Below are 24,817 nucleotides of genomic sequence, written 5' to 3' on the forward strand. Positions count from 1 at the left end.
TCGCATGCAGATCAGCGGCAAGGTTTTTATCGTCACCGGCGGGGGCTCGGGTCTTGGCGCCGCCGTGGCGCGCAGGCTGGTGGGCGAGGGCGCCAGTGCGGTCGTGGCTGATGTCAATGAAGCTGCAGGTGCAGCGATTGCCGCCGAACTGGGCCACGCCGCGAAATTCGTTCGGACCGATGTGACCGATGAAGCCGATGGAGCGCGGGCGATCTCAACTGCCATGGATCAATTCGGCCATCTTCATGGGTTGGTGAACTGCGCCGGCATCGCGCCCGGCGAGAAAGTACTCAGTCGGGAAGGCCCGCACGCGCTTGCCAGCTTCACCCGCGCCATATCCATCAATCTCATCGGCACTTTCAACATGATCCGGCTGGCGGCCGAGGCGATCGCCAGCGAGGCACCGGACGCCGATGGCGGCCGCGGCGTGATCATCAATACCGCTTCGATCGCCGCCTATGATGGCCAGATCGGTCAGGCGGCCTATGCGGCCTCCAAGGGCGGCGTCGTGTCGATGACCTTGCCGATCGCACGTGAACTGGCGCGCCATGGCATCCGCGTCGTGACCATCGCGCCGGGCATATTCGAGACGCCGATGATGGCGGGCCTGCCGCAGGATGTGCAGGATTCGCTGGGCGCAAGCGTGCCCTTCCCCAGCCGGCTCGGGCGCCCCCAGGAATTTGCCGCACTGGCGCAGCATATTATCGAAAACGACATGCTGAACGGCGAGGTGATCCGCCTCGATGGCGCGCTGCGCATGGCGCCGAAGTGAAGGAGACGTCCATGACATTCCATGATCCTGTTGTCATCACCGGCATCGCCCGCACGCCGATGGGCGGGTTCCAGGGCGATCTCTCGGGCGCGACCGCACCGCAACTGGGCGCGGCGGCGATTTCGGCGGCGCTGTCCCGCAGCACCATTGATGCGGCAAGCGTGGATGAGGTTCTGTTCGGTTGCGTGCTGCCAGCCGGCCTCGGCCAGGCACCGGCGCGGCAGGCGGCGATCGGTGCCGGCATGCCCCATGCGACCGGCGCGACGACGATCAACAAGATGTGCGGGTCTGGGATGAAGGCCGTCATGCTGGCGCATGATCTCATTGCCGCTGGCAGTTCCAATATCGCCGTCGCGGGTGGCATGGAGAGCATGACCAACGCGCCCTATCTGCTCGACCGCGCGCGAGGCGGCTACCGGCTCGGGCATGGCCGCGTCATCGACCATATGTTCCTTGATGGCCTCGAGGACGCCTATGACAAGGGCCGGCTGATGGGCAGCTTCGCCGAGGATTGCGCCGAGGCCTATCAGTTCACGCGACCGGCGCAGGATGACTATGCCATCACCTCGCTGACCCGGGCGCAGAAGGCGATTGCCGATGGGCTGTTCGATGCCGAGATCACGCCGGTGACAGTGAAGAGAGGCCACAGCGAGAGTATCGTCGAACGCGACGAGCAGCCGGGCAAGGCCAGGCTCGACAAGATCCCATCGCTCAAGCCTGCTTTCCGCGAGGGCGGCACGGTGACGGCCGCCAATTCGAGTTCGATCTCGGATGGCGCGGCGGCGCTGGTGCTGATGCGCCGTTCGGAAGCCGAGCGCCGGGAGCTTACGCCGCTCGCGACAATCACCGGGCATGCCACGCATGCGCAGGCGCCCAACCTGTTTGCCACGGCGCCGATCGGTGCGCTCAACAAGCTCAGCGACAAGACCGGCTGGAACCTCGCCGAGGTCGACCTGTTCGAGATCAACGAGGCCTTCGCGGTGGTTGCCATGGCAGCGATGCGCGATCTCGAGCTGCCGCATGACAAGGTCAACATTCATGGCGGTGCCTGCGCGCTCGGCCATCCCATCGGCGCGTCGGGCGCTCGCATCATCGTGACGCTACTTGCAGCGCTCGCGCGTTATGATCTCAAGCGCGGCATGGCCGCGATCTGCATCGGTGGCGGCGAGGCCACGGCCATCGCCGTCGAGCGGCACTAGGTTCTGGAGGAACACTAAGCATGACGGAAACAGCCAAGCTCAGCCTCCACGTACCGGAACCTGCCGTGCGACCGGGCGGCCAGCCGGATTTCTCCAACGTCAAGATTCCCAAGGCAGGCTCGGTGCCACGGCCCGAGGTGGATGCGGCGCCGGAGGATATGCGTGAGCTCGCCTATTCAATCATCCGCGTGCTCAACCGGTCGGGCGAGGCCGTCGGACCCTGGGCCGGCTCGCTGACCGACGAGGAAGCGCTGGCGGGCTTGCGCGACATGATGCGGCTGCGTGCCTTCGATGCCCGCATGGTGATGGCGCAGCGGCAAGGCAAGACCTCGTTCTACATGCAGCATCTCGGCGAGGAGGCGGTGAGCACCGCCTTCCGCAAGGCGCTGGTGAAAGGCGACATGAATTTCCCGACCTATCGCCAGGCCGGCCTGCTGATCGCCGGCGGCTTTCCCATGGTCGAGATGATGAACCAGATCTATTCCAACGAACTCGACCCTCTCAAAGGCCGCCAGTTGCCGGTGCTCTATTCCTCGAAGGAGCACGGCTTCTTCACCATCTCGGGCAACCTCGCCACGCAATATGTGCAGGCGGTGGGCTGGGCGATGGCATCGGCGATCAAGGGCGACACCAAGATCGCAGCGGCCTGGATCGGCGACGGCTCGACGGCGGAGTCGGACTTCCATTCGGCGCTGGTTTTCGCCTCGACCTACAAGGCGCCCGTCATCCTCAACATCGTCAACAATCAGTGGGCTATCTCGACCTTCCAGGGCATTGCGCGTGGCGGCTCCGGCACGTTCGCGGCACGCGGATTGGGCTTTGGTATCCCGGCGCTGCGCGTCGATGGCAACGACTATCTCGCGGTCCATGCGGTGGCGAAATGGGCAGCCGAGCGGGCGCGGAAAAATCTCGGCCCGACGCTGGTCGAATACGTGACCTACCGTGCCGGGGCGCATTCGACGTCCGATGATCCGAGTGCCTATCGTCCGAAGACCGAGTCCGAAGCATGGCCGCTCGGCGATCCGATCCTGAGGCTCAAGAACCACCTGATCCAGCGTGGTGTCTGGTCCGACGACCGCCACAAGCAGGCCGAGGCCGAGATCACCGACGAAGTGATCCAGGCCCAGAAACAGGCCGAAGCGCATGGCACGCTGCATGCCGGCGGCGGGCCATCGGTCCGCGATATCTTCGAAGGCGTCTATGCCGAAATGCCGCCCCACATTCGCCGCCAGCGCCAGAAAGCAGGATACTGACATGCCCAGGATGACGATGATCGAGGCGGTGCGCAGCGCCATGGACGTTTCGATGGAACGTGACGACGACGTGGTCGTGTTCGGCGAGGACGTCGGCTATTTCGGCGGCGTCTTCCGCTGCACCCAGGGCCTGCAGGCGAAATACGGCAAGACGCGCTGCTTCGATGCGCCGATCAGCGAATCCGGCATTGTCGGCACGGCGATCGGCATGGCGGCCTATGGGTTGAAGCCCTGCGTCGAGATCCAGTTCGCCGACTATATGTATCCGGCCTATGACCAGATCACCCAGGAGGCGGCCCGCATACGCTATCGCTCGGCCGGCGATTTCACCTGCCCGATCGTGCTCAGGATGCCCACCGGCGGTGGCATTTTCGGCGGGCAGACGCATAGCCAGAGCCCGGAAGCGCTGTTCACCCATGTCTGTGGGCTGAAGGTCGTGGTGCCCTCCAATCCCTATGACGCCAAGGGCCTGCTGATCGCCTCGATCGAGGATCCGGACCCGGTGATGTTCCTCGAACCGAAGCGGCTCTATAATGGCCCGTTTGACGGCCATCATGACCGGCCGGTTATTCCCTGGTCGAAGCATGAACTGAGCGAAGTGCCGGATGGCCACTACACGGTGCCGATCGGCAAGGCCGAGATTCGCCGCAAGGGCAGCGCCGTGACGGTCATCGCCTATGGCACGATGGTGCATGTGGCGCTCGCCGCCGCCGAGGAGACCGGCATCGACGCCGAGATCATCGACCTCAGGAGCCTGCTGCCGCTCGATCTCGACACGATCGTGCAATCGGTCACCAAGACCGGACGCTGCGTCGTGGTGCATGAAGCGACGCTGACATCCGGCTTCGGTGGCGAGATCGCCGCGCTGGTGCAGGAGACCTGCTTTTATCATCTCGAAGCGCCGATCGTTCGCGTTGCCGGGTGGGACACGCCTTATCCGCATGCGCAGGAATGGGATTATTTCCCCGGCCCCGCCCGCGTCGGGCGCGCGCTCACCGAAGTGATGGAGGCGTGAGATGGCTGAATATGTGATCACCATGCCGGATGTCGGCGAAGGCGTCGCGGAGGCCGAACTCGTCGAATGGCATGTGAAACCGGGCGATCCCGTGCGCGAGGACATGGTTCTCGCCGCCGTGATGACCGACAAGGCCACCGTCGAAATCCCCTCGCCCGTCGCGGGCACCGTGCTTTGGCTCGCCGGCGAAATCGGCGACACGATCGCGGTGAAGGCGCCGCTCGTCCGGATTCAGGTTGCGGGCGAAGGTGGCGTTGAGGAACCGCGCGCAGTTCTCGTCGATGAGATCAAGGCCGAAGAACGCCTGCTGGTTGCCGAACCCGAAAAGGTCGAGCCGGTGAAGCAGCCGCGGCCGGCCGAACGGGTTGCCTTGGCCAAAGCCCCGGCAGCGGGGGAAGAGCGCAAGCCGCTCGCCTCGCCCGCCGTGCGCCGACGCGCTCAGGACATGGGTGTCGATCTGAGGCAGGTGCAGGGCACCGGTCCTGCCGGTCGCATCACCCATGACGATATCGAGCAGTTTCTCGCTGGCGGATCGCAGAAGGCGGCGCCGGCGGGCCTCGCCCGCAAGACCGCGACAGAAGAGATCAAGATGGCGGGCATGCGCCGCCGCATCGCGGAGAAGATGTCGCTGTCGGCCTCGCGCATTCCCCACATTACCTATGTGGAGGAAGTCGATGTCAGCGATCTCGAGGATCTCCGCGAGACGATGAACCGGGGCCGCAAGCCGGACCAGCCGAAGCTCACCATCCTGCCCTTCCTGATGCGGGCGCTGGTGAAGACGCTTGGCGAGCAGCCCGCGATCAACGCGACCTTCGACGATGGCGCGGGCATCATCACGCGTTATGGCGCCGTGCATATCGGCATCGCGACCCAGACACCCGCCGGCCTGACCGTGCCTGTGGTCAAGCATGCCGAGGCGCGCGGTGTCTGGGATTGCGCCACGGAAGTCGCCCGTCTCGCCGAGGCCGCCCGCAATGGTTCTGCCCAGCGCGACGAGCTTTCGGGTTCCACAATCACCATCACCTCGCTCGGGGCGCTGGGCGGCATCGTCACCACGCCTGTGATCAACCATCCGGAAGTGGCGATTGTCGGCGTCAACAAGATGGTCACCCGCCCGGTCTGGGACGGCAACCAGTTCATCCCGCGCAAGATGATGAACCTGTCGTCGAGCTTCGACCATCGCGTGGTCGATGGCTGGGATGCCGCGATCTTCGTCCAGCGGATCAAAGCGCTCTTGGAAACGCCTGCCCTGATTTTCATCGAAAGCTGATGCCATGAAAGAGATTTCCTGCAAACTTCTGGTTATCGGCGCCGGTCCCGGCGGCTATGTCTGCGCCATCCGCGCCGGCCAGCTTGGCGTCGATACAGTGATTGTCGAGCCGAGGAAGCTCGGCGGCACCTGCCTCACGGTGGGCTGCATTCCTTCGAAGGCCCTTATTCATGCGGCCGAGGAATTCGACAAGGTCCGGCATTTCGCCAATGGCCAGAACGCGATCGGCATTTCAGTGGAGGCGCCGAGGCTCGATCTCGGCAAGACGGTCGCGTGGAAGGACGGCATTGTCGGCCGGCTGACCGGTGGCGTGTCCGCACTGCTCAACAAGGCCCGCGTCAAGATCGTCAAGGGCGAGGCGAAGTTCCGCGATGGCAAGACTGTCGAGGTGGAGACCGAGACCGGCACCCAGATCATCCGTGCCGAGCATATCGTCATCGCCACCGGTTCCGAGCCGGTCGAAATCCCGGCTTTACCCTTCGGCGGCGCGGTGATCTCCTCGACGGAGGCGCTGGCGTTGCGCGAGGTTCCGGCCAAGCTCGTCGTAGTCGGCGGCGGCTATATAGGGCTCGAACTCGGCATCGCCTTTTCCAAGATGGGTTCCGACGTGACGGTGGTCGAGGCCACCAAGCAGCTATTGCCGCTCTATGATGCCGATCTCGTGCGGCCTGTCAGCAAGCGGCTGAAAGAGCTTGGCATACGGGTGCTGACGAATGCCAGCGCCAAGGGCCTGGCGGATGGCGGGCTGATCATTCAAACCGCTGAAGGCGCAAGCGAAACCCTTCCCGCCGACAAGGTGCTGGTGACGGTCGGCCGTAAGCCGCGCATGGAAGGCTGGGGGCTCGATGAACTCGACCTCGACCGGGCCGGCCGTTTCCTCCGCATCGACGATCGTTGCCGCACCTCGATGCGCGGCATCTATGCCGTCGGCGATGTCACCGGCGAGCCGATGCTGGCGCATCGCGCGATGGCGCAGGGTGAAATGGTCGCGGAAATCGTTGCCGGCCACAAGCGGAGCTGGGACAAGCGCTGCATTCCGGCGGTGTGCTTCACCGATCCGGAGATCGTCAGCGCCGGTCTGTCGCCCGACGAAGCACGCGGCCAGGGTATCGAGATCAAGCTCGGACAGTTCCCGTTCGCCGCCAATGGGCGTGCGATGACGACGGAGTCGGAGGACGGTTTCGTGCGCGTCGTGGCGCGCGCCGACAATCACCTCGTGCTCGGCATCCAGGCCGTAGGCCAGGGTGTGTCCGAACTCTCCAGCGCCTTCGCATTGGCAATCGAGATGGGTGCCAGGCTGGAGGACATTGCCGGCACGATCCACGCACATCCGACCCGCAGCGAGGGATTTCAGGAGGCCGCCCTCAAGGCAATGGGCCACGCGCTGCATATCTGAGGCGCTTGCCTCGCCGCAGCACGGAATCACAAGGGCGTGAGCTCCGGAACGAGGCGGCCTGTGGGCCGTTTCTATCGGCACCACGTAATGCCGAGGAAACCCCAATGAGAAAGACAAGTTTAATGCTGACTGCGGGCTTGAGCGCGGTCTTCGCCGTGTCCTCGATCCTGCCTGCGCAAGCGTTTCCGAGTTCACCGCCCAAAGTCGAAACGAATTCGCCCATCGTATTCGCAAAGACAAAGGTCAAGGTCAAATACTATCACGGCCATCGCGGCTATAACTATTATCGCCGCGGCTACAGGCGCCATGTCGACGGATTCTGGTATCCGCCTGTGGCATTCGTGGTGACGGTAAGGCCGGGCGTTCGCGTCTATGGCAATCGTCATGTCCGTTGGTGCCGCGCGCAATATGCGAGCTATCGGGCATCGGACAATACGTGGAAGCCGCGTGGCGAACCGCGTCGGATTTGCCGCTCGCCCTATCGCTGATGAAAAGGCCGGAGGCGTGAACGCGACCTCCGGCACTCCTCGCTAAGCGCTGGTTTCGACAGCCAATACCGAAACGCAATCGCCCGGCTTGACGAGGCCGGAAAAATGACGTGCGGCGAGTATGCCGTCCATTTTCGCCTTCACAGCCTGCGGTGCGACGCCGGTCCGCCCGACGGGATAGATGAGCGCGACCGTGCTGCCTGCGCGAAGGTCATCGCCGAGATCAGCAACAAACTCGATCAGGCCGCCATCCTCGGCAAACGAGAAGCAATCACCATCCGGCATGTCGAGCCATGAGGTCCTATGCTCCTCGACTTCTCCCTTCACGATACCCGCCTTGACCAGGACATTGCGCACGCCGCGCTTGGCAATGCCGGCCGTCCGAGCCGTGGCTGAGCCGCCGCCACCGAGTTCGGTTGTGACGAACACCTTGCCCATCTCTTCGGCCGCCGTGTCGTACATGCCGACCGCGTCGATCTCCAGCATCGCCATGGAATAGGGCGCGCCGAAGGCCTCGACCAGTTCGAAGCTTTTGCGCTCCTGCTCCTTGTCCGGCAGGCGATGGGCGGCGCAGTAGGGCAGGAAATCGAGCGTCCGCCCGCCAGAATGGAAATCCAGCACGATATCTGCCATCGGCAGCAGGTGCCGCTGGAAATAATCGGCGATCTTAAGGGTGACGGTGCCATCGGGCGCACCGGGGAAGCTGCGGTTCATGTTACCCTTGTCGATCGGCGATGTCCGGGTGCCGGCCAGGAAGGCAGGGTAATTCATGGCAGGCACGATAACGACCGTGCCGGTGACCTCCTCCATCTTCAACGAACGCGCAAGATCGAAGAGCGCGATTGGCCCCTCATATTCATCGCCATGGTTGCCGCCGGTGAGAAGGGCCGTCGGCCCCTTCCCGTTGCGGACGACGGTGATCGGGATCATCACCGAACCCCAGGCGGAATCGTCGCGGCTATAGGGCAGCTTGAGGAAGCCGTGGTTCACACCTTCAGCCATCAGGTCGAAGGTCGGAGAAATCGGCGATGGCCGCAGTTCGCGCATGCTCATGGCTTAGTCCTTCACCACGAGCTTGCGCGGCACGTTGGCCAGGCATTCCACACCGGTCTCGGTGATCAGGATGCTCTCGGTGATCTCGAGACCCATGGTTTCGAGCCAGAGGCCGGTCATGAAGTGGAAGGTCATGCCGGGCTTCAGTTCGCTTCTGTCGCCCGGACGCAGGCTCATTGTGCGCTCGCCCCAATCCGGCGGATAGGAAACGCCGATGCCGTAGCCAGTGCGGTTGTCCTTGACGATGCCGTATTTCTTGAGGACGGCGAAGAAGGCGTTGGCGATGTCCTCGCAGGTATTGCCAGGCCTGGCGGCGGCAAGGCCGGCGTCCATGCCTTCGAGCGTCGCCTTCTCGGCATCGAGGAATTCCTGCGTCGGCTTGCCCAGGAAAACAGTGCGCGACAGCGGCACATGGTAGCGATTGTAGCAGCCGGCGATCTCGAAGAAGGTGCCCTCGCCGGATTTCATCGGCTTGTCGTCCCAGGTCAGGTGCGGCGCGGAGGCATCGCGGCCCGACGGCAGCAGTGGCACGATCGCTGGATAGTCACCACCAACGCCATCGACGCCGCGCGTGCCGGCATCGTAGATCTCGGCGACGAGATCGCATTTGCGCATGCCGACTTCGATCTTGTCGGTGATGCGCTGGTGCATGGCCTCGACAATGCGGGCGGCGTTGCGCATGTACTTGATCTCGGTCGGGCTCTTCACCGCGCGCTGCCAGTTCACCAGAGCTGTCGCATCGATGAATTTGGCATTCGGCAAGTGCTTGGCCAGCGCCGCAAAGGCGGCGGCCGAAAACCAGTAATTGTCCATCTCGACGCCGATGCGGAGCGAACCGAAACCTTTGTCTGTCAGCACGCTTGCGAGATAATCCATGGGATGCCGCTCGGTGGACTGCACATAATGGTCGGCGTAGCCGATGATGTTCTCCTGCTTAAGGTAGGCAGTCAGCTTGGCGCCGTTGGCATCCTGTCCGCGGCCATACCAGATCGGTTCGCCATGCGGCGGCACGATCACGGCCTGGTGGACATAGAAGGACCAGCCATCATAACCCGTCAGCCAGTTCATGTTGGACGGGTCGCTGCAGATCAGCAGGTCGATGCCTTTGGCCTCCATCGCCTTCCGGGTCTTGTCGAGGCGCGCGGCAAATTCCTCGCGCGTGAATTTGAGTTCGACATCAAGCATAGTTTTCCTTCCCGTGCGGTATTCCGCATTCACATTTCGAATTTCGTGCCGGCGCCAGCCTTCCGGGCGCGTGCAAAGGCAAGTGTGGCGATCGCCGTGTCCTGGATGCCGGTGCCCGTCAGGTCGGCGAAGGTGATCTCCCCTTCGCCGGTGCGGCCCACCGTCTGGCCGGCGACGATCTGGCCGAGCTCGGCGAATTCCTGGTCCGCCGCGACAAGGCCCCTGGCGATCGCGTGATGCAATTCGCCGAGCTTGCGCGTCTGCGAGAGACGGTCGGCGATGTAGACATCGGCGCGGATGACGGCCGACGGATCGATCTCGTTCTTGTGCTCGGCGTCGGAACCCATGGCGGTGAGGTGCTGGCCGGGCGAGAGCCATTCGGCCTTGACGATGGGTTCGCTCGACGGGGTCGTGGTGACGATGATGTCGGCGCCTGATATGGCGGCCCGGGGATCGACTGATGCCGTCACTTCGATGCCGAGTTTCGTACTCAGCGTCTTGGCCGTGGCTTCCGCCTTGTCGATATCACGTGCCCAGATGCGGGCCTTGCGGATCGGACGGACCAGAGTCAGCGCTTCGAGTTGCAGTCCGGCCTGCATGCCGGCGCCGAAGATCGCCGCGATGGACGAGTTCTCACGGGACAGGTGCTTTGCCGCGACCGCGCCGGCGGCAGCCGTGCGGACGTCTGTCAGGTAGCCGTTGTCGAGAAGCAGCGCTTGCACCAATCCTGTTTTGGCCGACAGCAGCACCATCATGCCGTTGGTGGAGGGAATGCCCAGCTTGGGATTGTCGAAAAAGCCGGGGCTGATCTTGATCGCGAAACCATCGAGGCCGGGGACATAGGCCGTCTTCACATCGACCTCGCCGCGTGCCTCGACAATATCGAGCCGCAGGATGGGCGGCATGACGACGGGCTTGGTCGCGAGCGCACGGAACGCATCCTCGACGCAAGTGATGGCGTCGGTATCGAGGCGAATGATCTTGCGCAGGTCTTTTTCGGTGAGGATGGTCATGTCGCTCATGTCGCATTCTCCAGTTCGCCGCCATTGATGATATGGCGATGCAAGCGCATGTCGATGTTGCGCCCTGACAGAATAACAGCCGTCGGACCGGAAAGTTTGAACCTGCCCGCGATCAGTGCCGCGATGCCGATCGCGCCGGCGCCTTCCAGCACCTCGCGCTCCTGTTCATAGGCATGGCGGATGCCGGCCGCGATCTCGGCCTCGGTCAAGAGCACGATGTCGTCAAGCAACGCCCGGCACATCGAAAATGTCAGCTTGTTGTCGAGCCCGATGCCGCCGCCGAGCGAATCCGCAAGGCTCGGATATTCCTCGACCTCGACCGGATGACCGGCGGCGATGCTCAGCTTCATCGCGGCACCGCGATCCATGGTCAGGCCGATGATCTTCACATCCGGTTTCAACGCCTTGACCGCTGCCGCGATGCCTGAGGCCAGACCGCCGCCCGAGACCTGTACCAGCACGGTTTCCAGTTCCGGCAGATCCTCGATCAGTTCGAGGCCAATCGTACCCTGCCCTGCGATCACCGCCGCATTGTCGAAAGGCGGCACCATGACCAACCCCTCGTGGGCGACCAGCCGATCGACCTCGACCTGGGCCTCATCCTGCGACTTACCTGATATCCTGACCTCGGCACCGAGCCGCCGCACCTCGTCTACCTTGTTCTGAGGCACCAGGCTCGACATGCAGATCGTGGCCTTCGAGCCCACGGAGCGCGACGCATAGGCAAGCGCGCGACCGTGATTTCCGGTCGAGGCCGCCACCACGCCGTGCTTTCGCTGGTCCGCCGATAGCGTCAGCATGGCGTTGGTGGCGCCGCGAAGCTTGAAGGCACCGGTCCGCTGGTGGCTTTCGAGCTTGAGATGCACGGGCACGCCGCAGAGCGCGGACAGGCTCGACGACTGCGCCATCGGAGTTCTCAGCACATGACCGGAGATCCGCGCCGCTGCTGCGCGGATATCATCGAGGCTGACATGATGTTCGGCAGGCATCGGTCAGGCCCCGGGCAATTGCATGGTCATCAGGCGGCCGAACTCTGGCCGAGAGGCCTGATCGCCACAGAGGCGCAGGCACTGCCAGGCGGTGGCGAGATTGCTCGTGACCACAGGCTTGCCGATCGCCTGTTCGATTTCTGCTGCCACGCCCGCTGCGCGCAAGGCGGTGCAGGAAATGAACAGCGCATCGGATTCCGGATCGAACGCCTCCTTGGCGAAGGCGACGATCTCCGAAGGCGCCACGCGCGCCATCTCGCGGTCGTCGGTCATGTCGAGGCAGGTGAATCGGTCGATGCCGAAACCGAGACCGGAGAAATAATCCGCCATCGGCCGGCTGGTCTCGATCGTATAGGGCGTGAGCACGCTGATATTGCGTGCGCCGAAAGCCTTGAGACCAAGCACAGCGGCGGCGGTCGGAGTCACGACATTCACGCCCGGCTTGGCCTTGCGGATCGCCGATGTCACTTCGTCGTCGCCGATCACCACGGAGGCGGAGGTGCAGGAATACATGATCGCATCGAGCGGTTCGCCGGGCAGGATCAGCCCTGCACCCGTGGTCAGCGACGGCTGCATGGCGCGGAGATTTTCCGGCGTCGTCGGGTTGGCGTAATGGATGCGGCTGACATAAATGCCGATATCCGGGCTCGCAACCATGCGGGCGAAATCCGGCTCGCTTGTGTGGTCGGTGGCGAGGATAACAAGACCGATGCGCTTCTTGAGCGGCCGGTTGTCGAGCTTTGGCGCACGCGAGGCCACGCCGATTTCGATGTCGCGGATCATCAGTTGTACCTCCGGGCAAAACGTTCCTCGAGCCAGCGCAGGAAGACGACCGAGATCAGGCTCATGACGAGGAAGAAGATGCCGACGAGCGTCATCGGCTCGATGTAGCGATAGCTCGAATTGGCGACGCTTTTTGCCTGGTTCATCAGTTCGAGCACGGTGATCGCCGAAAGCAGCGGCGTTTCCTTGAACATGGCGATCAGGTAATTGGCGAGCGCCGGGATCATCGGCGGTATCGCCTGCGGCAGGATCACATGGATCCAGGTCTGGCGCGTCGTGAGGTTGGCCGCCTTCGCCGCCTCCCACTGGCCGCGCGGCACGTTCTCGATGCCGGAGCGATAGACCTCCGCCGCATAGGTGCCGTAATGCAGGCCGAGGCCGATCACACCGGCCACCAGCGCCGGCAGGCGGATGCCGATATCAGGCAGGACGTAGAAAATGAAATAGAGCTGCACCAGGAGCGGCGTGCCGCGAATGAACTCGACGACGAACCCGGTCACTTTCGACACGACCATGACGGGCGAGCGGCGCAGGATGGCGAAGACGAGGCCGATGATCGCCGCGACGATGGCGCCGAGCACGCTGGCGATGATGGTGATCTTCAACCCCTGAAGCAGGGTCGGCATGATTTGCCAGACGAATGCCCAATCCCACTCCATCACTTATGCCCTCACGCCATCGAGATTGCGGGTGACGCGCCGTTCGAGCCGGCGCATCAGGAAGGAGATGATCCAGGACATCGCGAAATAGAGGATCAGAATCGTGCCGAATGGGATCAAGGTACTGCCGGTCTGGGCACGCACGACCTGCGCCTGAAACGTCATGTCGGTCAGCGAGATCAGCGACACCACGGCCGTACCCTTCAGGAGTTCGATCGCATTGTTGCAGAAGGTCGGCAGCATCAGCGGTAGCGCCTGCGGCAGGATAATGTGGCGCATGCGCTGGAAGCGCGAGAGGTTGACTGCGATACAGGCCTCGAACTGTTCACGCGGCACGGATTTGATCGCACCGCGCACCACTTCGGCACCATAGGCGCCGACATTGAGGCCGAGCGCCAGAACGCCCGCCTGCATCGGCGTCAGCGTCACGCCGGCAAAGGGCAGCACGAAATAGACCCAGAAGAGCTGAACGAAGATCGAGGTGCCACGGAAGAATTCGATATAGGTCGTGGCAAGCGCCCGGATGGCGAAGAAGCGGGAGAGCCGGCCGAGCCCGGCGATGAACGCCATGACCAACGCGAGCACTGAACCCATGACGGTCAGCTCAAGCGTCACCAGCGCGCCCTGCAGTATAAGGCCTATATAGCCGGACCAGTCGATCATCGTTCAATGTTCCGTTTGCCTGCCGCAGACAGGCCGTCTCAGATGGAATGCAGCGCCAGCCGCGTTCTCCCACTTCTCCCCTTGGGGAGAAGTGCCGAGCATCGCGAGGCGATGAGGGGTTCTCAGCCGCTTGCTCGACGTTTCGGGGAACCCCTCATCCGGCCCTTCGGGCCACCTTCTCCCCAAGGGGAGAAGGGGGAGCCAGCCGGACGAGGGCATCTCAACCACACTTACTTCGCGGCGCACAGCTTGTCGCGCGAGGTCGACATTGCAGCGGCGGCCGAGAAGCCGTAGGGCTCGATGATCTTGGCGAACTCGCCGGATTCCTTGAGCTTCTTCAGTTCCACATCGAAAGCGTCGCGGAGTGCGACATCGTCTTTGTGGAAGGCTGCGCCATCGCAATAGACCGGTGCACCGACGACAGGTGCTACGACTTCGAGATTGGGGTCATTGGCCTTCTTGACGAGGTCGTTGATGGAAAGCACCGGCAGCGAATAGGCGTCAATGCGGCCATCCTGCAGCATCTTCAGGCCGCTCTGGCCATCCGGAACCACAATCACGCGGTCACGCGGCACACCGGCATCGAGCGCCAGCTTCTCTTCGGTGCCGCCCCCAGGCGCGCCGATCCTGGCATCAGGGTTCTTGGCGATATCCGCGTAGCTCTTGAAGCCCATCGGATTGCCCTTCTTGACCAGCAATGCCTCGGCATCGCAGAGGATCGGTTCGGAATAGGCAACCGCCGCGCAGCGCTCCGGCTTCATGAACAGGCCGGCGGTGATGACATCGTGACGATGGGCCTGAAGGCCGGGGATCATCGCGCCATATTCGGAGATCGAAGCGACGATCTCGTTGATGCCGAGGCGCTTGAACACTTCGCGGGCGACATCCGGGGCGGCGCCCGAGACCTTGCCGTCAGCGGCGACAGCGGTAAACGGCGGCTCATTGGCGATGGCGACGCGGGCAAAGCCCTGGTCCTTGAGTTCCTGAAGCTTGTTCTCGTCGGCCGACACCGGTGCCGCCGCGAGCATCATCACAAGCGTGGATGAGGCTGCCGCGAGCTGTATAATGCTGGATAATTTCATATTCCGTCTCCTCTGAGGATTTAACCTGTTGTTTCTTGGAGCAATGACTGCGCGCGAAAAAAGCGCTCAGACGCGGTGCCCTGCCGCTATGATCTTGCGCAGGAAGGTTTGCGTTCGTTCCTGTTTGGGATTTCTGAAAATCTCGTCCGGCTTGCCTTCCTCGACGATCTTGCCGCGATCGAAGAACAGGATCCGGTCGGCGAAATCGTGGGCGAAGCCCATTTCATGGGTAACGAGAAGCATGGTCATGTCGGTTTCGGCGGCCAGCTTCTTCATGACATTGAGCACTTCCTCGACCAGCTCAGGGTCGAGCGCCGAGGTCACCTCGTCGAACAGCATGATACGCGGGGAAAGCGCCAGGGCGCGGGCAATCGCCGCCCGCTGCTTCTGGCCGCCGGAGAGTTGCGCCGGCACGTGCTTGGCCTTGTCGGCCATGCCAACCATGTCGAGCAATTCCATCGCCCGCTTTTCAGCCGCGGGCCGCGCAACGCCCTTGGTCAAGATCGGCGCGAGCGTGACGTTGTCGAGCACGGTCTTGTGCGGAAAGAGATTGAAGTGCTGGAAGACCATGCCGATCTTCGACCGCATCTTCTGCAGGTGCCGCTCATCGGCCGGCACAAGCTGGCCGCCCTTCGGCATGTGGTAGAGCTGTTCTCCCTCGACTTCGATATGGCCGCCGGAAATGCTCTCCAGCGTCATGAGGATGCGCAGGATCGTGGTCTTGCCCGAGCCGGACGGACCGATCAGCGCGAGCTTCTCGCCGGGCATCACGTCAATCGACAGGCCGTCGAGCACGGTCAAGGGACCGTAGCGTTTGACGATATTGTCGATGCGGATGATGGGCTCTGGCATTCATGTCTCTCCCTGTTGAGACAAGCGATGCCTTAACGATTATCCTGATCCGAAATCATGTCAATTAACAAAATAATATCATGACAATTTTTCTGAAACTGCGCAAAATGAGGACATATCGCCTCAAATAGCGAGCAGCAGGGCTTCAGGGTCGGCAACGCTCAACGAAGCTACAATCCCCAATCCGGTCTTCAGTTCCACCTCGGTCGTCGAGCCGAGCGAGATGCGCACGGCGGGATGCCAGGTCTCGCCACTGGTGCGGAAGGAACTGCCCGGCGCGATCGCCACGCCCCGGAGCCGCGCCTGGGACACGAAGCCTTCTTCGGTATGCGCGCCGGTCAGCGGCAGCCAGACATGCAGGCTCTGGGGATGATCGCGGTAATCGAGCCCGGCGAGAGTCTCTGCAGCAATGGCATGCCGGACCGCGAGCGCCCGACGTTGCCAACCCACCAGTTCCATCGCCGTGCCGTCGATCACCCATTTGGTGGCGATCTCGGCGATCGATGGCGTCGCCATCCAGTTAGAAACCAGATGCCGGTTGGCGACAGCGGCGACATAGCGATCGGGTGCCGCGAGATAACCGATGCGCAGGCCGGGCACCGTGATCTTGGTGAAGCTGGTGATGTAGAGCGTCCGCTCCGGCGCGATTGCGGCCATGGGCGGCGGCCGATTTTCGACCAACGGGCCGAGGATGTCGTTTTCGATGATCGCAAGATCGTGCCGGCGGGCGACTTCGGCCAACGCCTCGCGGCGCTCCGCGCCCATCATCACCGCCATCGGATTGATCACGGTCGGCTGCAGGAAGACAGCGCGGACATTGCCTTTCCGGCAGGCTGCCTCCAGTGCGTCGGGCAGCATACCCTGTTCATCGATCGAGACGCCTTCGAGATGGAGCCCGAGATAAGTTGAGAGCGGCACCAGTGTGTGATGGCTGATCGCCTCGACCACCACCGTGGAGCCCGGCGGAGCAACGCTCATCAGTGCCGTGGTCATGCCCGAAGTCGCGCCGTTGGTGACGCTGACATTGAGCGGGGACACGTCGAGGCCGCAGCGCGCGAGCCATTCGACGGCCGCAACGCGGTGCCGGGGGAAGACGACATTGGGGCGGAAAGACAGCGCCGAACTCGCCGGCAGGTTCTCAGCCAGCCAGCCGAAGGCCTCCCGCATCTTTTCGAGATGATACTGATCGCAGGCCGGTTTCAGGATCGAGAGATCGATGAGTTCGCCAAGCCGTTCCGGCAGATAGGGCGGCTCGGGCTCCTTGCGCAATGTCTGGACGAAGGTGCCGCGGCCGATCTCGCCCGATATCAGCCCGCGGCGGATCAGGTCGTCATAAGCGCGGCTGACCGTCTGAACGGAGAGTTGCAGGCTATCGGCCATCGTCCGGTGCGGCGGAAGGCGCGTTCCGCTCGGAAGCGCGCCGTCCTGGATGGCGCGCGCGATCTGCTCGGCGAGCGAGAGATAGGCCGGGCGGCGAAGGAGGGTCGGATCGGGCTGCCAATTTGTCATGATTATACAGCTATCAAAACCAGTACAATTGACAACCGAAATTTACTCCACCAATGTCCCATTTCACAATTTGTCATGAATCCATGCGAGACTGCCCATGAAACTCGATGCCATCGACCTGCGTATCCTGGATGCCATCCAGCGCGATGGCCGCATCACCAAGCTCGCGCTCGCGGAGAAGGCCGGACTATCGCCGACACCCTGCTGGATGCGGCTGCAGAAGCTTGAAAAGGCCGGCATTGTCAGTGGCTATCATGCACATCTCAACCTCCGGAAAGTCGCGCCGGTCGCCACCGTATTGATGGAGGTGACGCTGGCCAACCACCGCCAGGCGGATTTCGACCGCTTCGAGCGCGCGATCGCGGCTATTCCCGAAATCGTCGCCTGCTGGTCGGTCGGCGGCGGGGTGGACTATGTGCTGAAGATCATGGCGGCGGATATCGACGCCTATCAGCGGCTGGTCGATGGGCTGCTGGATCGCGAGATCGGCATCGAGCGCTACTTCACCTACATCGTCACCAAGACGATCAAGGAGGAAACCGCCCAGCCGCTATCCGAACTTCTGCCCGGCCAGGAGTGAGCGGAGATTCTCTCTCCGCTCGTGTCGCGAAATAGAGAGACTCTCTACCAGCGCGGCGCAGAACAGTCACATTCTCCGAAGCGCGCCGCTAGACTCCGCTCCAACAGACGAGAAGGAGACCGGAGTTGACAGCCATTTTCGCGCGCGCCGATTTTCATGATGCTCTGGCGAGCCTCAAGGACCGTCACTTGCTGCGCAACCTGGCCTATGCCGATGGTCGCTGGGTCGCGGGCAATAACGGCAAGAGCTTCGAGGTTACCGATCCCGCCACTGGCAGGTCGCTGGCCTGGGTCGCGGCTGTCGATGCCGGTCAGGTGACCACGGCGATCGACGCCGCGAGCCGCGCCTTTCCGAAATGGCAGGGCCTGCTGCCGCAGGAGCGGGCGAAAATCCTTCGCAAATGGTACGACCTGATGCTCGAACATCGCGAGGATCTGGCACTGATCATGACGCTCGAGCAGGGCAAGCGTCTCGATGAATCGCGCGGCGAGATCGATTACGCTGCGTCCTTCGTCGAATGGTATGCGGAGGAAGGTAAACGGCTGAATGCCGAGAGCGTCACCAGCCACCTGCCCGGCGCCGAAATGATGGTGCGCCGGCAGGCGATCGGTGTCGCCGGGCTCGTCACACCGTGGAATTTTCCCTCCGCGATGCTGACCCGCAAGGCGGCGGCGGCACTGGCCGCCGGCTGCACCGTTGTCGCGCATCCCTCATCCGAGACGCCGCTTTCGGCGCTGGCGCTGGCTGAACTGGCAGAGCGGGCGGGCATGCCGGCCGGCGTGTTCAATGTGCTGACGGGCGATGCCGCAACCATCGTCGGCCAGATGTGCCGCGACAGCCGCGTCCGGGCGATGAGCTTCACCGGCTCGACCCAGATCGGCAAGCTGATCGCCGAACAGAGTGCAGCGACGATGAAGCGGCTGGTGATGGAACTCGGCGGCCATGCCCCACTGATCATATTCGATGATGCCGATGTGGATCGCGCGGTGCAGATCACGATCGATGCGAAGTTCGCGACATCGGGCCAGGATTGCCTTGCCGCCAACCGGATCTATGTCCAGCGCGGCATCATCGAGGCATACACCGCGCGGCTGGCCAAGCGCGTCGCTGCGTTGAAGATAGGTCCCGGCCTTGAACCCGGCATCGAGATCGGCCCGCTGATGCATGAGCGCGGCGTGGTCAAGGTCGAGGAGCAGGTTGCCGACGCCGTCGCCCATGGCGCAAGGTTGGTGACTGGCGGCAAACGACACGCCGCCGGGCCGCTCTTCTACCAGCCGACATTGCTGACCGATGTGTCGGACAATGCCTTGATCATGCGTGAAGAAACCTTCGGGCCGGTCGCCGCGATCACCACCTTCGACAGCGAGGACGAGGTCATCGCCCGCGCCAACGACACCGAATATGGCCTCGTCGCCTATGTCGTGACCGAGAATGGTGCCCGACAGATGCGCCTCGGCCGGGCGCTCGACTATGGTATGGTCGCCATCAACCGGGTGAAGATCACCGGCGGGCCGATCCCCTTCGGCGGCTGGAAGCAATCCGGCCTCGGTCGCGAAGGCTCGCGCCACGGCATGGAGGCCTTCACCGAACTCAAATATATCTGCATCGACACTGCCGCCTGAACATCAGACGCCACTGAAAAGGAATTTTCCCATGCTCGACCGCAACAACGAACTCAACGCCTGGGATCGGGACCACTTCTTCCATCCCTCGACCCATATGGGCATGCATGCGCGCGGGGAGACCCCGACCCGCGTGATGGCGGGCGGCGAAGGCGTCTACATTACCGACGTCGATGGTAGGAAGAGCCTCGACGCCTTTGCCGGCCTCTATTGCGTCAATGTTGGCTACGGTCGGCAGAAGATCGCCGATGCGATCGCCGAACAGGCAAAAGACCTCGCCTACTACCACGCCTATGTCGGGCATGGGACGGAGGTGTCGATCACGCTCTCCAAGATGATCATCGACCGGGCGCCGCAGGGCATGAGCCGCGTCTATTTCGGCCTGTCGGGATCCGACGCGAACGAGACCAACATCAAGCTGATCTGGTACTACAACAACGTCCTCGGCCGGCCGGAGAAGAAGAAGATCATCTCGCGCTGGCGCGGCTATCACGGCTCGGGCGTGATGACCGGTTCGCTGACCGGCCTGCACCTGTTCCACAATGCCTTCGACCTGCCGCGCGCGCCGATCCTGCACACAGAAGCGCCCTATTACTTCCGTCGGCCGGATCTCTCGATGAGCGAGGAGCAGTTCGCGGATTATTGCGCCCAGAAGCTCGAAGAAATGATCCTCGAAGAGGGTCCGGATACGATCGCGGCCTTCATCGGCGAGCCGATCCTCGGCACCGGCGGCATCGTGCCGCCGCCGAAGACCTATTGGCAGAAGATCGGCGCGGTGCTGGAAAAGTATGACATCCTGCTTGTGGCCGACGAAGTTGTAACCGGCTTCGGCCGCCTCGGCACGATGTTCGGGTCCGATCACTACGGCATGAAGCCCGATCTGATCACCATCGCCAAGGGCCTCACCTCGGCCTATGCGCCGCTCTCCGGCACGATCGTATCCGACAAGATGTGGCAGGTGCTGGTGCAGGGTTCCGACGAACTCGGCGCTATCGGCCATGGCTGGACCTATTCCTCGCATCCGATCTGCGCTGCCGCGGGCGTCGCCAATCTCGAACTGATCGACGAATTGGGCCTGGTGGAAAATGCCGGATCGACCGGCGCCTATTTCCGCCAGCAATTGACCGAAGCGCTTGGTGGCCACAGCCACGTCGGCGAAGTGCGCGGCGATGGCCTGATGGCGGCCGTCGAATTCGTCGAGGACAAGACCGATCGCAAGTTCTTCGATGCCTCGAGGAAGATCGGCCCGCAAGTGTCGGCAGCGCTGCTGGAACGCGGCGTGATCGGCCGCGCGATGCCGCAGGGTGACATCCTGGGCTTCGCGCCGCCGCTCTGCCTGACCGGCGACGAGGCCGACATCGTGGTCAAAGCCGCGACCGAGGCGGTCGAAAGCGTACTTGGTTCTCGCTGAGGTGTGTCGATGCATTCTGTTCCGAAGACTATGGCCGCCGTGCAACTCGTTGGCCACGGCGGGCTCGACAAGCTGGTCTACAACCGCGCGGCGCCCGTGCCCCAACCGGCCGCCGGCGAGGTTCTGATCAAGGTCACCGCCTGCGGCATGAACAACACGGATGTCTGGGTGCGCCAGGGCGCCTATGGCACGGAGGATGATCCCGCCGCCGTCTCGACGTGGCGGCGGCAGGGTAACACGCTGAGCTTCCCACGCATCCAGGGCACCGATACGGTCGGCCACGTGGTAGCCGTGGGCGAAGGCGTGGAGGAGAATCGCATCGGCGAGCGCGTGATGGTGGATTTTTCGATCTACAATCGCGACGACGATAGCCTTGCCGACATCGATTACATGGGCCATGGCCGCGACGGCGGCTATGCCGAATACATGGCGCTACCGGCCGAGAACGCCCATGTCGTGAATACCGATCTCAGCGACATTGAACTCGCCACCTTCTGCTGCGCATACCTGACCGGAGAGCGAATGATCGAACGCGCGCGGCTGGCGGCGGGTGAGCGTGTGCTGGTCACCGGAGCATCCGGCGGCGTGGGCTCGGCGATCATCCAGCTTGCCCGCGCACGCGGCGCCATTCCCTTTGCCATCGCAGGCAAAGGGAAGGAGCAGGCGGTTCTGGACATCGGCGCCGAAGCTGTGGTCATACGCGGCGAAGGCGATCTGGTCGAAGAGGTTCGACGGGCGACCGGTGGCGCCGAGATCGATGTCGTGGCCGACCTGGTCGCGGGACCGATGTTCAACGATCTCCTGAAGATCCTGCGGCCCGAGGGACGCTACACGACGGCCGGCGCGATCGGCGGGCCTGTCGTGCAGCTCGATCTTCGCACCATGTATCTCAAGCAGTTGGAACTTCACGGTTCCAGCCAGGGGACGCGCGGCGACTTCCGCCGGCTGGTGCGCTATATCGAGGAGAAGAAGATCCGGCCGCTCGTCGGCGGAGTGTATCCGCTATCGGATTTTCATCGCGCCCAGAAGGATTTCATGGCCAAGAATTTCATCGGCAAGCTGGTGGTCGTGCCGGATTGAGCGGAATCAGGCGCCGAGCCTGCATCAGGGCCAGTGCCGGTTCGCGCCGGCTCCAGCGACCGTGTCGCCCTGATAGCGATTGAGCCCGATATCCTGAAGCGAAGCACGACGGTGGATTTCCGCCATGACGGGTTCGAATACGGCATTGCGCTTTTCGAGTTCGGCGTGCTCAGCGAGATGGGCCGGCACCAGTTCACGGATCTCGGCAAAGATCGCCGCCTCGTCGACGGTCGTCAGCCGGCCGTCTTTCATCACGATGCGGCCGTCGACCATGACCAGTTCGATCGACGAGCCGTTCTCCGAAAAGACCAGGTGTTTGTCGATGTCGTTGCACGGCATGAAACTGTAGCTGTCGAGATCGAGGATCAGGAGATCGGCTGATTTGCCCACCTCCAGCGAGCCGGCCACGTTTTCCAGCATCGCCGTGCGCGCGCCGCCGATCGTCGCCATCCGCAGAATCTCGTCGGCGCGCACCCATTGGCCGTAGTCGGGGCCGGAGACGCTGTGGATCAAGCCGGCCACCCGCATGACGTCGAAAATGCGTGACGTGTCGTTGGAGCAGACGCCATCGGTGCCGAGCCCGATCGTCACGCCGGCATCGAGCAGCCGGCGGATCGGGGCAATGCCGGCGCCGAGCTTCTGGTTGGAGACCGCATTGTGCGCGATCGAGACACCCGCCTCGCCCATCTTCGCCATGTCGTCGTCGCTGACCCAGACGGAATGGGCGATCGTGGCGTTGCGGCTGAGGACGCCGATCTCGTGCATATAGGCGATCAGGCTCTTGCCGTAGAGTTCATGGCCGGTGACGGCTTGCAGCTTGGTTTCCAGCACATGGGTGTGGAACGGCACCTGCCGGTCTCGCGCGAGATCGTGGCAGGCGAGCAGCAGTTCGCGCGTGCAGCGCTGCGGTGCCGAGGGTGCGATCATGAAATTGAGCCGCCCGGCCCGGCCGTGCAGTGAATCGAAGACCGATTTGCAATAGTCGATATAGGCGCCTGCCGTTATCGGCGGGCCGAAATCGAGCTTGTCCTGAAGCTCCTTGGGCATCACCTCGCGGGCATAGGGCAGCGCATCGAGCGTGTGGATGTTCATCACGGCGCTCGATATGTTGGCGCGAATGCCGGCATCCTCATAGGCCTGGAAGACCAGCCCGAGCCGGTCGAGGTCATGCGCCGGCGGGTCGAAGAAATCGTCGCAGAATGTGGTGACGCCGTTGCGCAGCGATTCCATCGCCAGCAGCAGGCTGCGGAGATAGAGCAGCCGCTTGTCGATCGCCCCGTTCATCAGCAGCGGATAGGCATAGAGCAGCCAGATCTCGAGCGGCATGCCCTGGTAGCGGCCGCGAAAGAAGGTCTCGCTCGAATGCGTGTGAGAATTGACGAGCCCCGGCATGACCAGCTTGCCGCGCGCATCGATGATCTCCGCGCCAGGATCGGCGGACAGGCCGGTGCCGATGGCCTTGATTGTCCGCCCGTCGATGAGGATGTCGCCCTGAAACGTCGTGGTGCCGTGCTCCGCGTCCATCGCCAGGATCGTGGCGCCCGTGATCAGTATCTGGCTCATGGCAATGCCCTCAGGGAATTCGTCAGCAGGTCGTAATAGGCGACCGGGTCGCCATCCCTGACATAGAAGACGTTGCGCGGCCGGTCGGTGATCTGCCACCAGTCAGCCACGGTCATGCCCGATGTCAGCGTGCCGTTGAGTTCGATCGAGACGTTGATCTGCCGGCCCGAGAAGATTTCGGGCGCCAGCATGAAAGCGGGCACGCAGGGTCCATGCAGCGGCGCGCCGTCCCAGCCATATTTCTTGAGGTCGAAGGCTTCGGAGAATTCCAGCATCTCCGCCGTGGCGATACCGCAGCGATTTCCGAGTGCCCGCATCGCCTGAAGCCGTTCCGGCGTCGAGCGCATCTGGTGGGTGACATCGAGCGGCAGCAGCGTCGTCCTGATGCCGGCTTTGAGCACGATGTCGGCGGCTTCCGGATCAACATAGCAATTGAACTCAGCTGATGGCGTGATGTTGCCGACCTCGAAATAGGCGCCCAGCATGGCGACGATCTCGACGATCTTGGCCGCAATGTCGGGCGCCTTGCGCAGCGCGACGGCGAGATTGGTGAGTGGCGACAGCGCGCAGATCGTGATCTCGCCGGGGTGGGCTCGGATCGTGTCGATGATGAAATCCACGCCGTGCTTGTCCTGCGCCCTAATCTTCGGCGCCGGTAGATCGGGACCGTCGAGGCCGGTCGGGCCGTGCACATGCTCGGCCATGACGAGCGGCCGGATAATCGGCTGCGGGCATCCGGCGAAGACGGGGATATCCGGCCGGCCGGCGAGCTCCATCAGTTTCAGGCAGTTGATGATCGTATGGTCGAGATTGATGTTGCCCGCCGTGGCGACAAGTCCGAGCACATCGAAGGCCTGGCGCTGGCCCAGGATCATCAGGATTGCCGCGGCCTGGTCCTGGCCGGGATCGGTCAGTATGATCAGCTTGCGCGTCATGCGGCCGCCTCGGTGAGTTTGCCCGGTGCGCCGCCTTCGAGCCAGGCATAGAGTTCCCAGGTCTCGCCATCCGGGCCGTGGAAATAGATGCAGCGGGCATTCCAGGGATAATTGTCCGGCGGACGGACGAATGCGACGCCATCGCCCGAGAGTTCTTCATAGACGGCATCCAGCGTGGCGGGACTGTCGATCAGAATCGCGATCAGAACCGCCGAGGCTGAGCCCGGCGTCACCCGAACGTCTGCATGCCTCGCGATATGGTCGCGCTCCCAGAGCGCCAGCGTGATGCCGGCGCCGGTGAAATCGGCGAAGCCGGGCGCGCGATGCTTGAGCACGAAGCCGAGTTTCTCGGTATAGAACCGGATCGACGCCTCGATATCGGTCACCAGGATGCAGACGTCGCGGATCGGGTGTTTCTGGGCAAATTTCATGGGTC

24 protein-coding genes are annotated in these 24,817 nt (G+C 63.1%); 11 read left to right on the top strand and 13 right to left on the bottom strand.

What is annotated here, in order from left to right:
* The first annotated feature begins 4 nt into the window (after positions 1 to 4).
* The 7 genes from ACSQ26_RS17210 to ACSQ26_RS17240 all read left to right on the top strand — a co-directional run bounded on the left by ACSQ26_RS17210 (position 5) and on the right by ACSQ26_RS17240 (position 7,393).
* Positions 5 to 772, top strand: coding sequence for a 3-hydroxyacyl-CoA dehydrogenase (locus ACSQ26_RS17210; RefSeq protein WP_436010894.1), 768 nt, complete (start codon positions 5 to 7; stop codon positions 770 to 772).
* 11 nt (positions 773 to 783) lie between these two features.
* Positions 784 to 1,971 carry an acetyl-CoA C-acyltransferase gene (locus tag ACSQ26_RS17215; RefSeq protein ID WP_436010896.1) on the top strand — a complete coding sequence of 396 codons (1,188 nt, stop codon included), beginning with the start codon at positions 784 to 786 and terminating at the stop codon, positions 1,969 to 1,971.
* A 20-nt stretch (positions 1,972 to 1,991) separates the two neighbouring features.
* Positions 1,992 to 3,224, top strand: coding sequence for a 3-methyl-2-oxobutanoate dehydrogenase (2-methylpropanoyl-transferring) subunit alpha (locus tag ACSQ26_RS17220; RefSeq protein WP_436010898.1), 1,233 nt, complete (start codon positions 1,992 to 1,994; stop codon positions 3,222 to 3,224).
* A 1-nt stretch (position 3,225) separates the two neighbouring features.
* Positions 3,226 to 4,239: an alpha-ketoacid dehydrogenase subunit beta gene (locus tag ACSQ26_RS17225; protein ID WP_436010900.1), complete on the top strand. Its 1,014-nt coding sequence runs from the start codon at positions 3,226 to 3,228 to the stop codon at positions 4,237 to 4,239.
* Between the two features lies 1 nt (position 4,240).
* Positions 4,241 to 5,509 (top strand): dihydrolipoamide acetyltransferase family protein, encoded by a 1,269-nt coding sequence (locus ACSQ26_RS17230; protein ID WP_436010902.1) that lies wholly within the window; start codon positions 4,241 to 4,243, stop codon positions 5,507 to 5,509.
* A 4-nt stretch (positions 5,510 to 5,513) separates the two neighbouring features.
* A complete protein-coding gene (gene lpdA, locus ACSQ26_RS17235) occupies positions 5,514 to 6,905 on the top strand; it encodes a dihydrolipoyl dehydrogenase (protein ID WP_436010904.1) in 1,392 nt (463 codons plus the stop codon).
* Positions 6,906 to 7,009: 104 nt separating this feature from the next.
* Positions 7,010 to 7,393: a BA14K family protein gene (locus ACSQ26_RS17240; RefSeq protein ID WP_436010906.1), complete on the top strand. Its 384-nt coding sequence runs from the start codon at positions 7,010 to 7,012 to the stop codon at positions 7,391 to 7,393.
* A 42-nt stretch (positions 7,394 to 7,435) separates the two neighbouring features.
* Here the strand turns inward: ACSQ26_RS17240 and doeB are convergent, their stop codons facing one another.
* From doeB to ACSQ26_RS17290, 10 genes are all read right to left on the bottom strand, one after another.
* Positions 7,436 to 8,440: a N(2)-acetyl-L-2,4-diaminobutanoate deacetylase DoeB gene (doeB, locus tag ACSQ26_RS17245; protein ID WP_436015324.1), complete on the bottom strand. Its 1,005-nt coding sequence runs from the start codon at positions 8,438 to 8,440 to the stop codon at positions 7,436 to 7,438.
* A gap of 9 nt (positions 8,441 to 8,449) precedes the next feature.
* Entirely contained in the window at positions 8,450 to 9,631 is a 1,182-nt protein-coding gene (gene doeA / locus ACSQ26_RS17250) for an ectoine hydrolase DoeA (protein ID WP_436010907.1), read from the bottom strand.
* Positions 9,632 to 9,660: 29 nt separating this feature from the next.
* The gene (gene eutC, locus ACSQ26_RS17255; protein WP_436010909.1) at positions 9,661 to 10,653 is read right to left on the bottom strand and encodes an ectoine utilization protein EutC; all 993 of its coding nucleotides are present in this window, start codon (positions 10,651 to 10,653) and stop codon (positions 9,661 to 9,663) included.
* Positions 10,650 to 11,642 carry a hydroxyectoine utilization dehydratase EutB gene (eutB, locus tag ACSQ26_RS17260; RefSeq protein WP_436010911.1) on the bottom strand — a complete coding sequence of 331 codons (993 nt, stop codon included), beginning with the start codon at positions 11,640 to 11,642 and terminating at the stop codon, positions 10,650 to 10,652. Before eutB ends, eutC begins: the two co-directional genes overlap by 4 nt.
* Before the next feature lie 3 nt (positions 11,643 to 11,645).
* Positions 11,646 to 12,425, bottom strand: coding sequence for an ectoine utilization protein EutA (gene eutA / locus ACSQ26_RS17265; RefSeq protein ID WP_436010913.1), 780 nt, complete (start codon positions 12,423 to 12,425; stop codon positions 11,646 to 11,648).
* Entirely contained in the window at positions 12,425 to 13,084 is a 660-nt protein-coding gene (gene ehuD / locus ACSQ26_RS17270; RefSeq protein WP_436010915.1) for an ectoine/hydroxyectoine ABC transporter permease subunit EhuD, read from the bottom strand. The genes eutA and ehuD overlap by 1 nt, the downstream gene beginning before the upstream one ends.
* A 3-nt stretch (positions 13,085 to 13,087) precedes the next feature.
* Entirely contained in the window at positions 13,088 to 13,747 is a 660-nt protein-coding gene (gene ehuC, locus ACSQ26_RS17275) for an ectoine/hydroxyectoine ABC transporter permease subunit EhuC (RefSeq protein WP_436010917.1), read from the bottom strand.
* 230 nt (positions 13,748 to 13,977) lie between these two features.
* Entirely contained in the window at positions 13,978 to 14,829 is an 852-nt protein-coding gene (ehuB, locus tag ACSQ26_RS17280; RefSeq protein ID WP_436010919.1) for an ectoine/hydroxyectoine ABC transporter substrate-binding protein EhuB, read from the bottom strand.
* A 66-nt stretch (positions 14,830 to 14,895) separates the two neighbouring features.
* Entirely contained in the window at positions 14,896 to 15,681 is a 786-nt protein-coding gene (gene ehuA, locus ACSQ26_RS17285) for an ectoine/hydroxyectoine ABC transporter ATP-binding protein EhuA (RefSeq protein ID WP_436010921.1), read from the bottom strand.
* A gap of 123 nt (positions 15,682 to 15,804) precedes the next feature.
* Complete coding sequence (locus ACSQ26_RS17290) at positions 15,805 to 17,190, bottom strand: PLP-dependent aminotransferase family protein (protein WP_436010923.1); 1,386 nt, start codon at positions 17,188 to 17,190, stop codon at positions 15,805 to 15,807.
* Between the two features lie 97 nt (positions 17,191 to 17,287).
* Here ACSQ26_RS17290 and ACSQ26_RS17295 point away from each other — a divergent pair, with 97 nt between their 5' ends.
* The 4 genes from ACSQ26_RS17295 (at position 17,288) to ACSQ26_RS17310 (ending at position 21,883) form a co-directional block, all read left to right on the top strand.
* Positions 17,288 to 17,770 carry an Lrp/AsnC family transcriptional regulator gene (locus tag ACSQ26_RS17295; protein ID WP_436010925.1) on the top strand — a complete coding sequence of 161 codons (483 nt, stop codon included), beginning with the start codon at positions 17,288 to 17,290 and terminating at the stop codon, positions 17,768 to 17,770.
* A 125-nt stretch (positions 17,771 to 17,895) separates the two neighbouring features.
* A complete protein-coding gene (locus ACSQ26_RS17300) occupies positions 17,896 to 19,392 on the top strand; it encodes an NAD-dependent succinate-semialdehyde dehydrogenase (RefSeq protein WP_436010927.1) in 1,497 nt (498 codons plus the stop codon).
* A gap of 31 nt (positions 19,393 to 19,423) precedes the next feature.
* Positions 19,424 to 20,803 (top strand): aspartate aminotransferase family protein, encoded by a 1,380-nt coding sequence (locus ACSQ26_RS17305; RefSeq protein ID WP_436010929.1) that lies wholly within the window; start codon positions 19,424 to 19,426, stop codon positions 20,801 to 20,803.
* A gap of 9 nt (positions 20,804 to 20,812) precedes the next feature.
* Positions 20,813 to 21,883, top strand: a complete 1,071-nt coding sequence (locus tag ACSQ26_RS17310) for an alcohol dehydrogenase family protein (protein WP_436010931.1) — start codon at positions 20,813 to 20,815, stop codon at positions 21,881 to 21,883.
* Between the two features lie 24 nt (positions 21,884 to 21,907).
* On the opposite strand, the gene ACSQ26_RS17315 is transcribed toward ACSQ26_RS17310, so the two are convergent.
* From ACSQ26_RS17315 to ACSQ26_RS17325, 3 genes are read right to left on the bottom strand one after another with little or no spacing between them, the layout of a single operon-like run.
* Complete coding sequence (locus ACSQ26_RS17315) at positions 21,908 to 23,446, bottom strand: amidohydrolase family protein (protein WP_436010933.1); 1,539 nt, start codon at positions 23,444 to 23,446, stop codon at positions 21,908 to 21,910.
* Positions 23,443 to 24,381: a nucleoside hydrolase gene (locus ACSQ26_RS17320; protein WP_436010935.1), complete on the bottom strand. Its 939-nt coding sequence runs from the start codon at positions 24,379 to 24,381 to the stop codon at positions 23,443 to 23,445. The genes ACSQ26_RS17315 and ACSQ26_RS17320 overlap by 4 nt, the downstream gene beginning before the upstream one ends.
* The gene (locus tag ACSQ26_RS17325; protein ID WP_436010937.1) at positions 24,378 to 24,812 is read right to left on the bottom strand and encodes a VOC family protein; all 435 of its coding nucleotides are present in this window, start codon (positions 24,810 to 24,812) and stop codon (positions 24,378 to 24,380) included. The genes ACSQ26_RS17320 and ACSQ26_RS17325 overlap by 4 nt, the downstream gene beginning before the upstream one ends.
* Positions 24,813 to 24,817 lie beyond the last annotated feature (5 nt).

The sequence above is a fragment of the Rhizobium sp. LjRoot254 genome (assembly GCF_964254105.1).
GTDB lineage: Bacteria > Pseudomonadota > Alphaproteobacteria > Rhizobiales > Rhizobiaceae > Rhizobium_E.

Excerpts from the sequence above, each read along its gene's own strand:
- ACSQ26_RS17210 (WP_436010894.1), top strand. The coding sequence starts at position 5 with ATGCAGATCAGCGGCAAGGTTTTTATCGTCACCGGCGGGGGCTCGGGT.
- ACSQ26_RS17215 (WP_436010896.1), top strand. The coding sequence starts at position 784 with ATGACATTCCATGATCCTGTTGTCATCACCGGCATCGCCCGCACGCCG.
- ACSQ26_RS17220 (WP_436010898.1), top strand. The coding sequence starts at position 1,992 with ATGACGGAAACAGCCAAGCTCAGCCTCCACGTACCGGAACCTGCCGTG.
- ACSQ26_RS17225 (WP_436010900.1), top strand. The coding sequence starts at position 3,226 with ATGCCCAGGATGACGATGATCGAGGCGGTGCGCAGCGCCATGGACGTT.
- ACSQ26_RS17230 (WP_436010902.1), top strand. The coding sequence starts at position 4,241 with ATGGCTGAATATGTGATCACCATGCCGGATGTCGGCGAAGGCGTCGCG.
- lpdA (WP_436010904.1), top strand. The coding sequence starts at position 5,514 with ATGAAAGAGATTTCCTGCAAACTTCTGGTTATCGGCGCCGGTCCCGGC.
- ACSQ26_RS17240 (WP_436010906.1), top strand. The coding sequence starts at position 7,010 with ATGAGAAAGACAAGTTTAATGCTGACTGCGGGCTTGAGCGCGGTCTTC.
- doeB (WP_436015324.1), bottom strand. The coding sequence starts at position 8,440 with ATGCGCGAACTGCGGCCATCGCCGATTTCTCCGACCTTCGACCTGATG.
- doeA (WP_436010907.1), bottom strand. The coding sequence starts at position 9,631 with ATGCTTGATGTCGAACTCAAATTCACGCGCGAGGAATTTGCCGCGCGC.
- eutC (WP_436010909.1), bottom strand. The coding sequence starts at position 10,653 with ATGAGCGACATGACCATCCTCACCGAAAAAGACCTGCGCAAGATCATT.
- eutB (WP_436010911.1), bottom strand. The coding sequence starts at position 11,642 with ATGCCTGCCGAACATCATGTCAGCCTCGATGATATCCGCGCAGCAGCG.
- eutA (WP_436010913.1), bottom strand. The coding sequence starts at position 12,425 with ATGATCCGCGACATCGAAATCGGCGTGGCCTCGCGTGCGCCAAAGCTC.
- ehuD (WP_436010915.1), bottom strand. The coding sequence starts at position 13,084 with ATGGAGTGGGATTGGGCATTCGTCTGGCAAATCATGCCGACCCTGCTT.
- ehuC (WP_436010917.1), bottom strand. The coding sequence starts at position 13,747 with ATGATCGACTGGTCCGGCTATATAGGCCTTATACTGCAGGGCGCGCTG.
- ehuB (WP_436010919.1), bottom strand. The coding sequence starts at position 14,829 with ATGAAATTATCCAGCATTATACAGCTCGCGGCAGCCTCATCCACGCTT.
- ehuA (WP_436010921.1), bottom strand. The coding sequence starts at position 15,681 with ATGCCAGAGCCCATCATCCGCATCGACAATATCGTCAAACGCTACGGT.
- ACSQ26_RS17290 (WP_436010923.1), bottom strand. The coding sequence starts at position 17,190 with ATGACAAATTGGCAGCCCGATCCGACCCTCCTTCGCCGCCCGGCCTAT.
- ACSQ26_RS17295 (WP_436010925.1), top strand. The coding sequence starts at position 17,288 with ATGAAACTCGATGCCATCGACCTGCGTATCCTGGATGCCATCCAGCGC.
- ACSQ26_RS17305 (WP_436010929.1), top strand. The coding sequence starts at position 19,424 with ATGCTCGACCGCAACAACGAACTCAACGCCTGGGATCGGGACCACTTC.
- ACSQ26_RS17310 (WP_436010931.1), top strand. The coding sequence starts at position 20,813 with ATGCATTCTGTTCCGAAGACTATGGCCGCCGTGCAACTCGTTGGCCAC.
- ACSQ26_RS17315 (WP_436010933.1), bottom strand. The coding sequence starts at position 23,446 with ATGAGCCAGATACTGATCACGGGCGCCACGATCCTGGCGATGGACGCG.
- ACSQ26_RS17320 (WP_436010935.1), bottom strand. The coding sequence starts at position 24,381 with ATGACGCGCAAGCTGATCATACTGACCGATCCCGGCCAGGACCAGGCC.
- ACSQ26_RS17325 (WP_436010937.1), bottom strand. The coding sequence starts at position 24,812 with ATGAAATTTGCCCAGAAACACCCGATCCGCGACGTCTGCATCCTGGTG.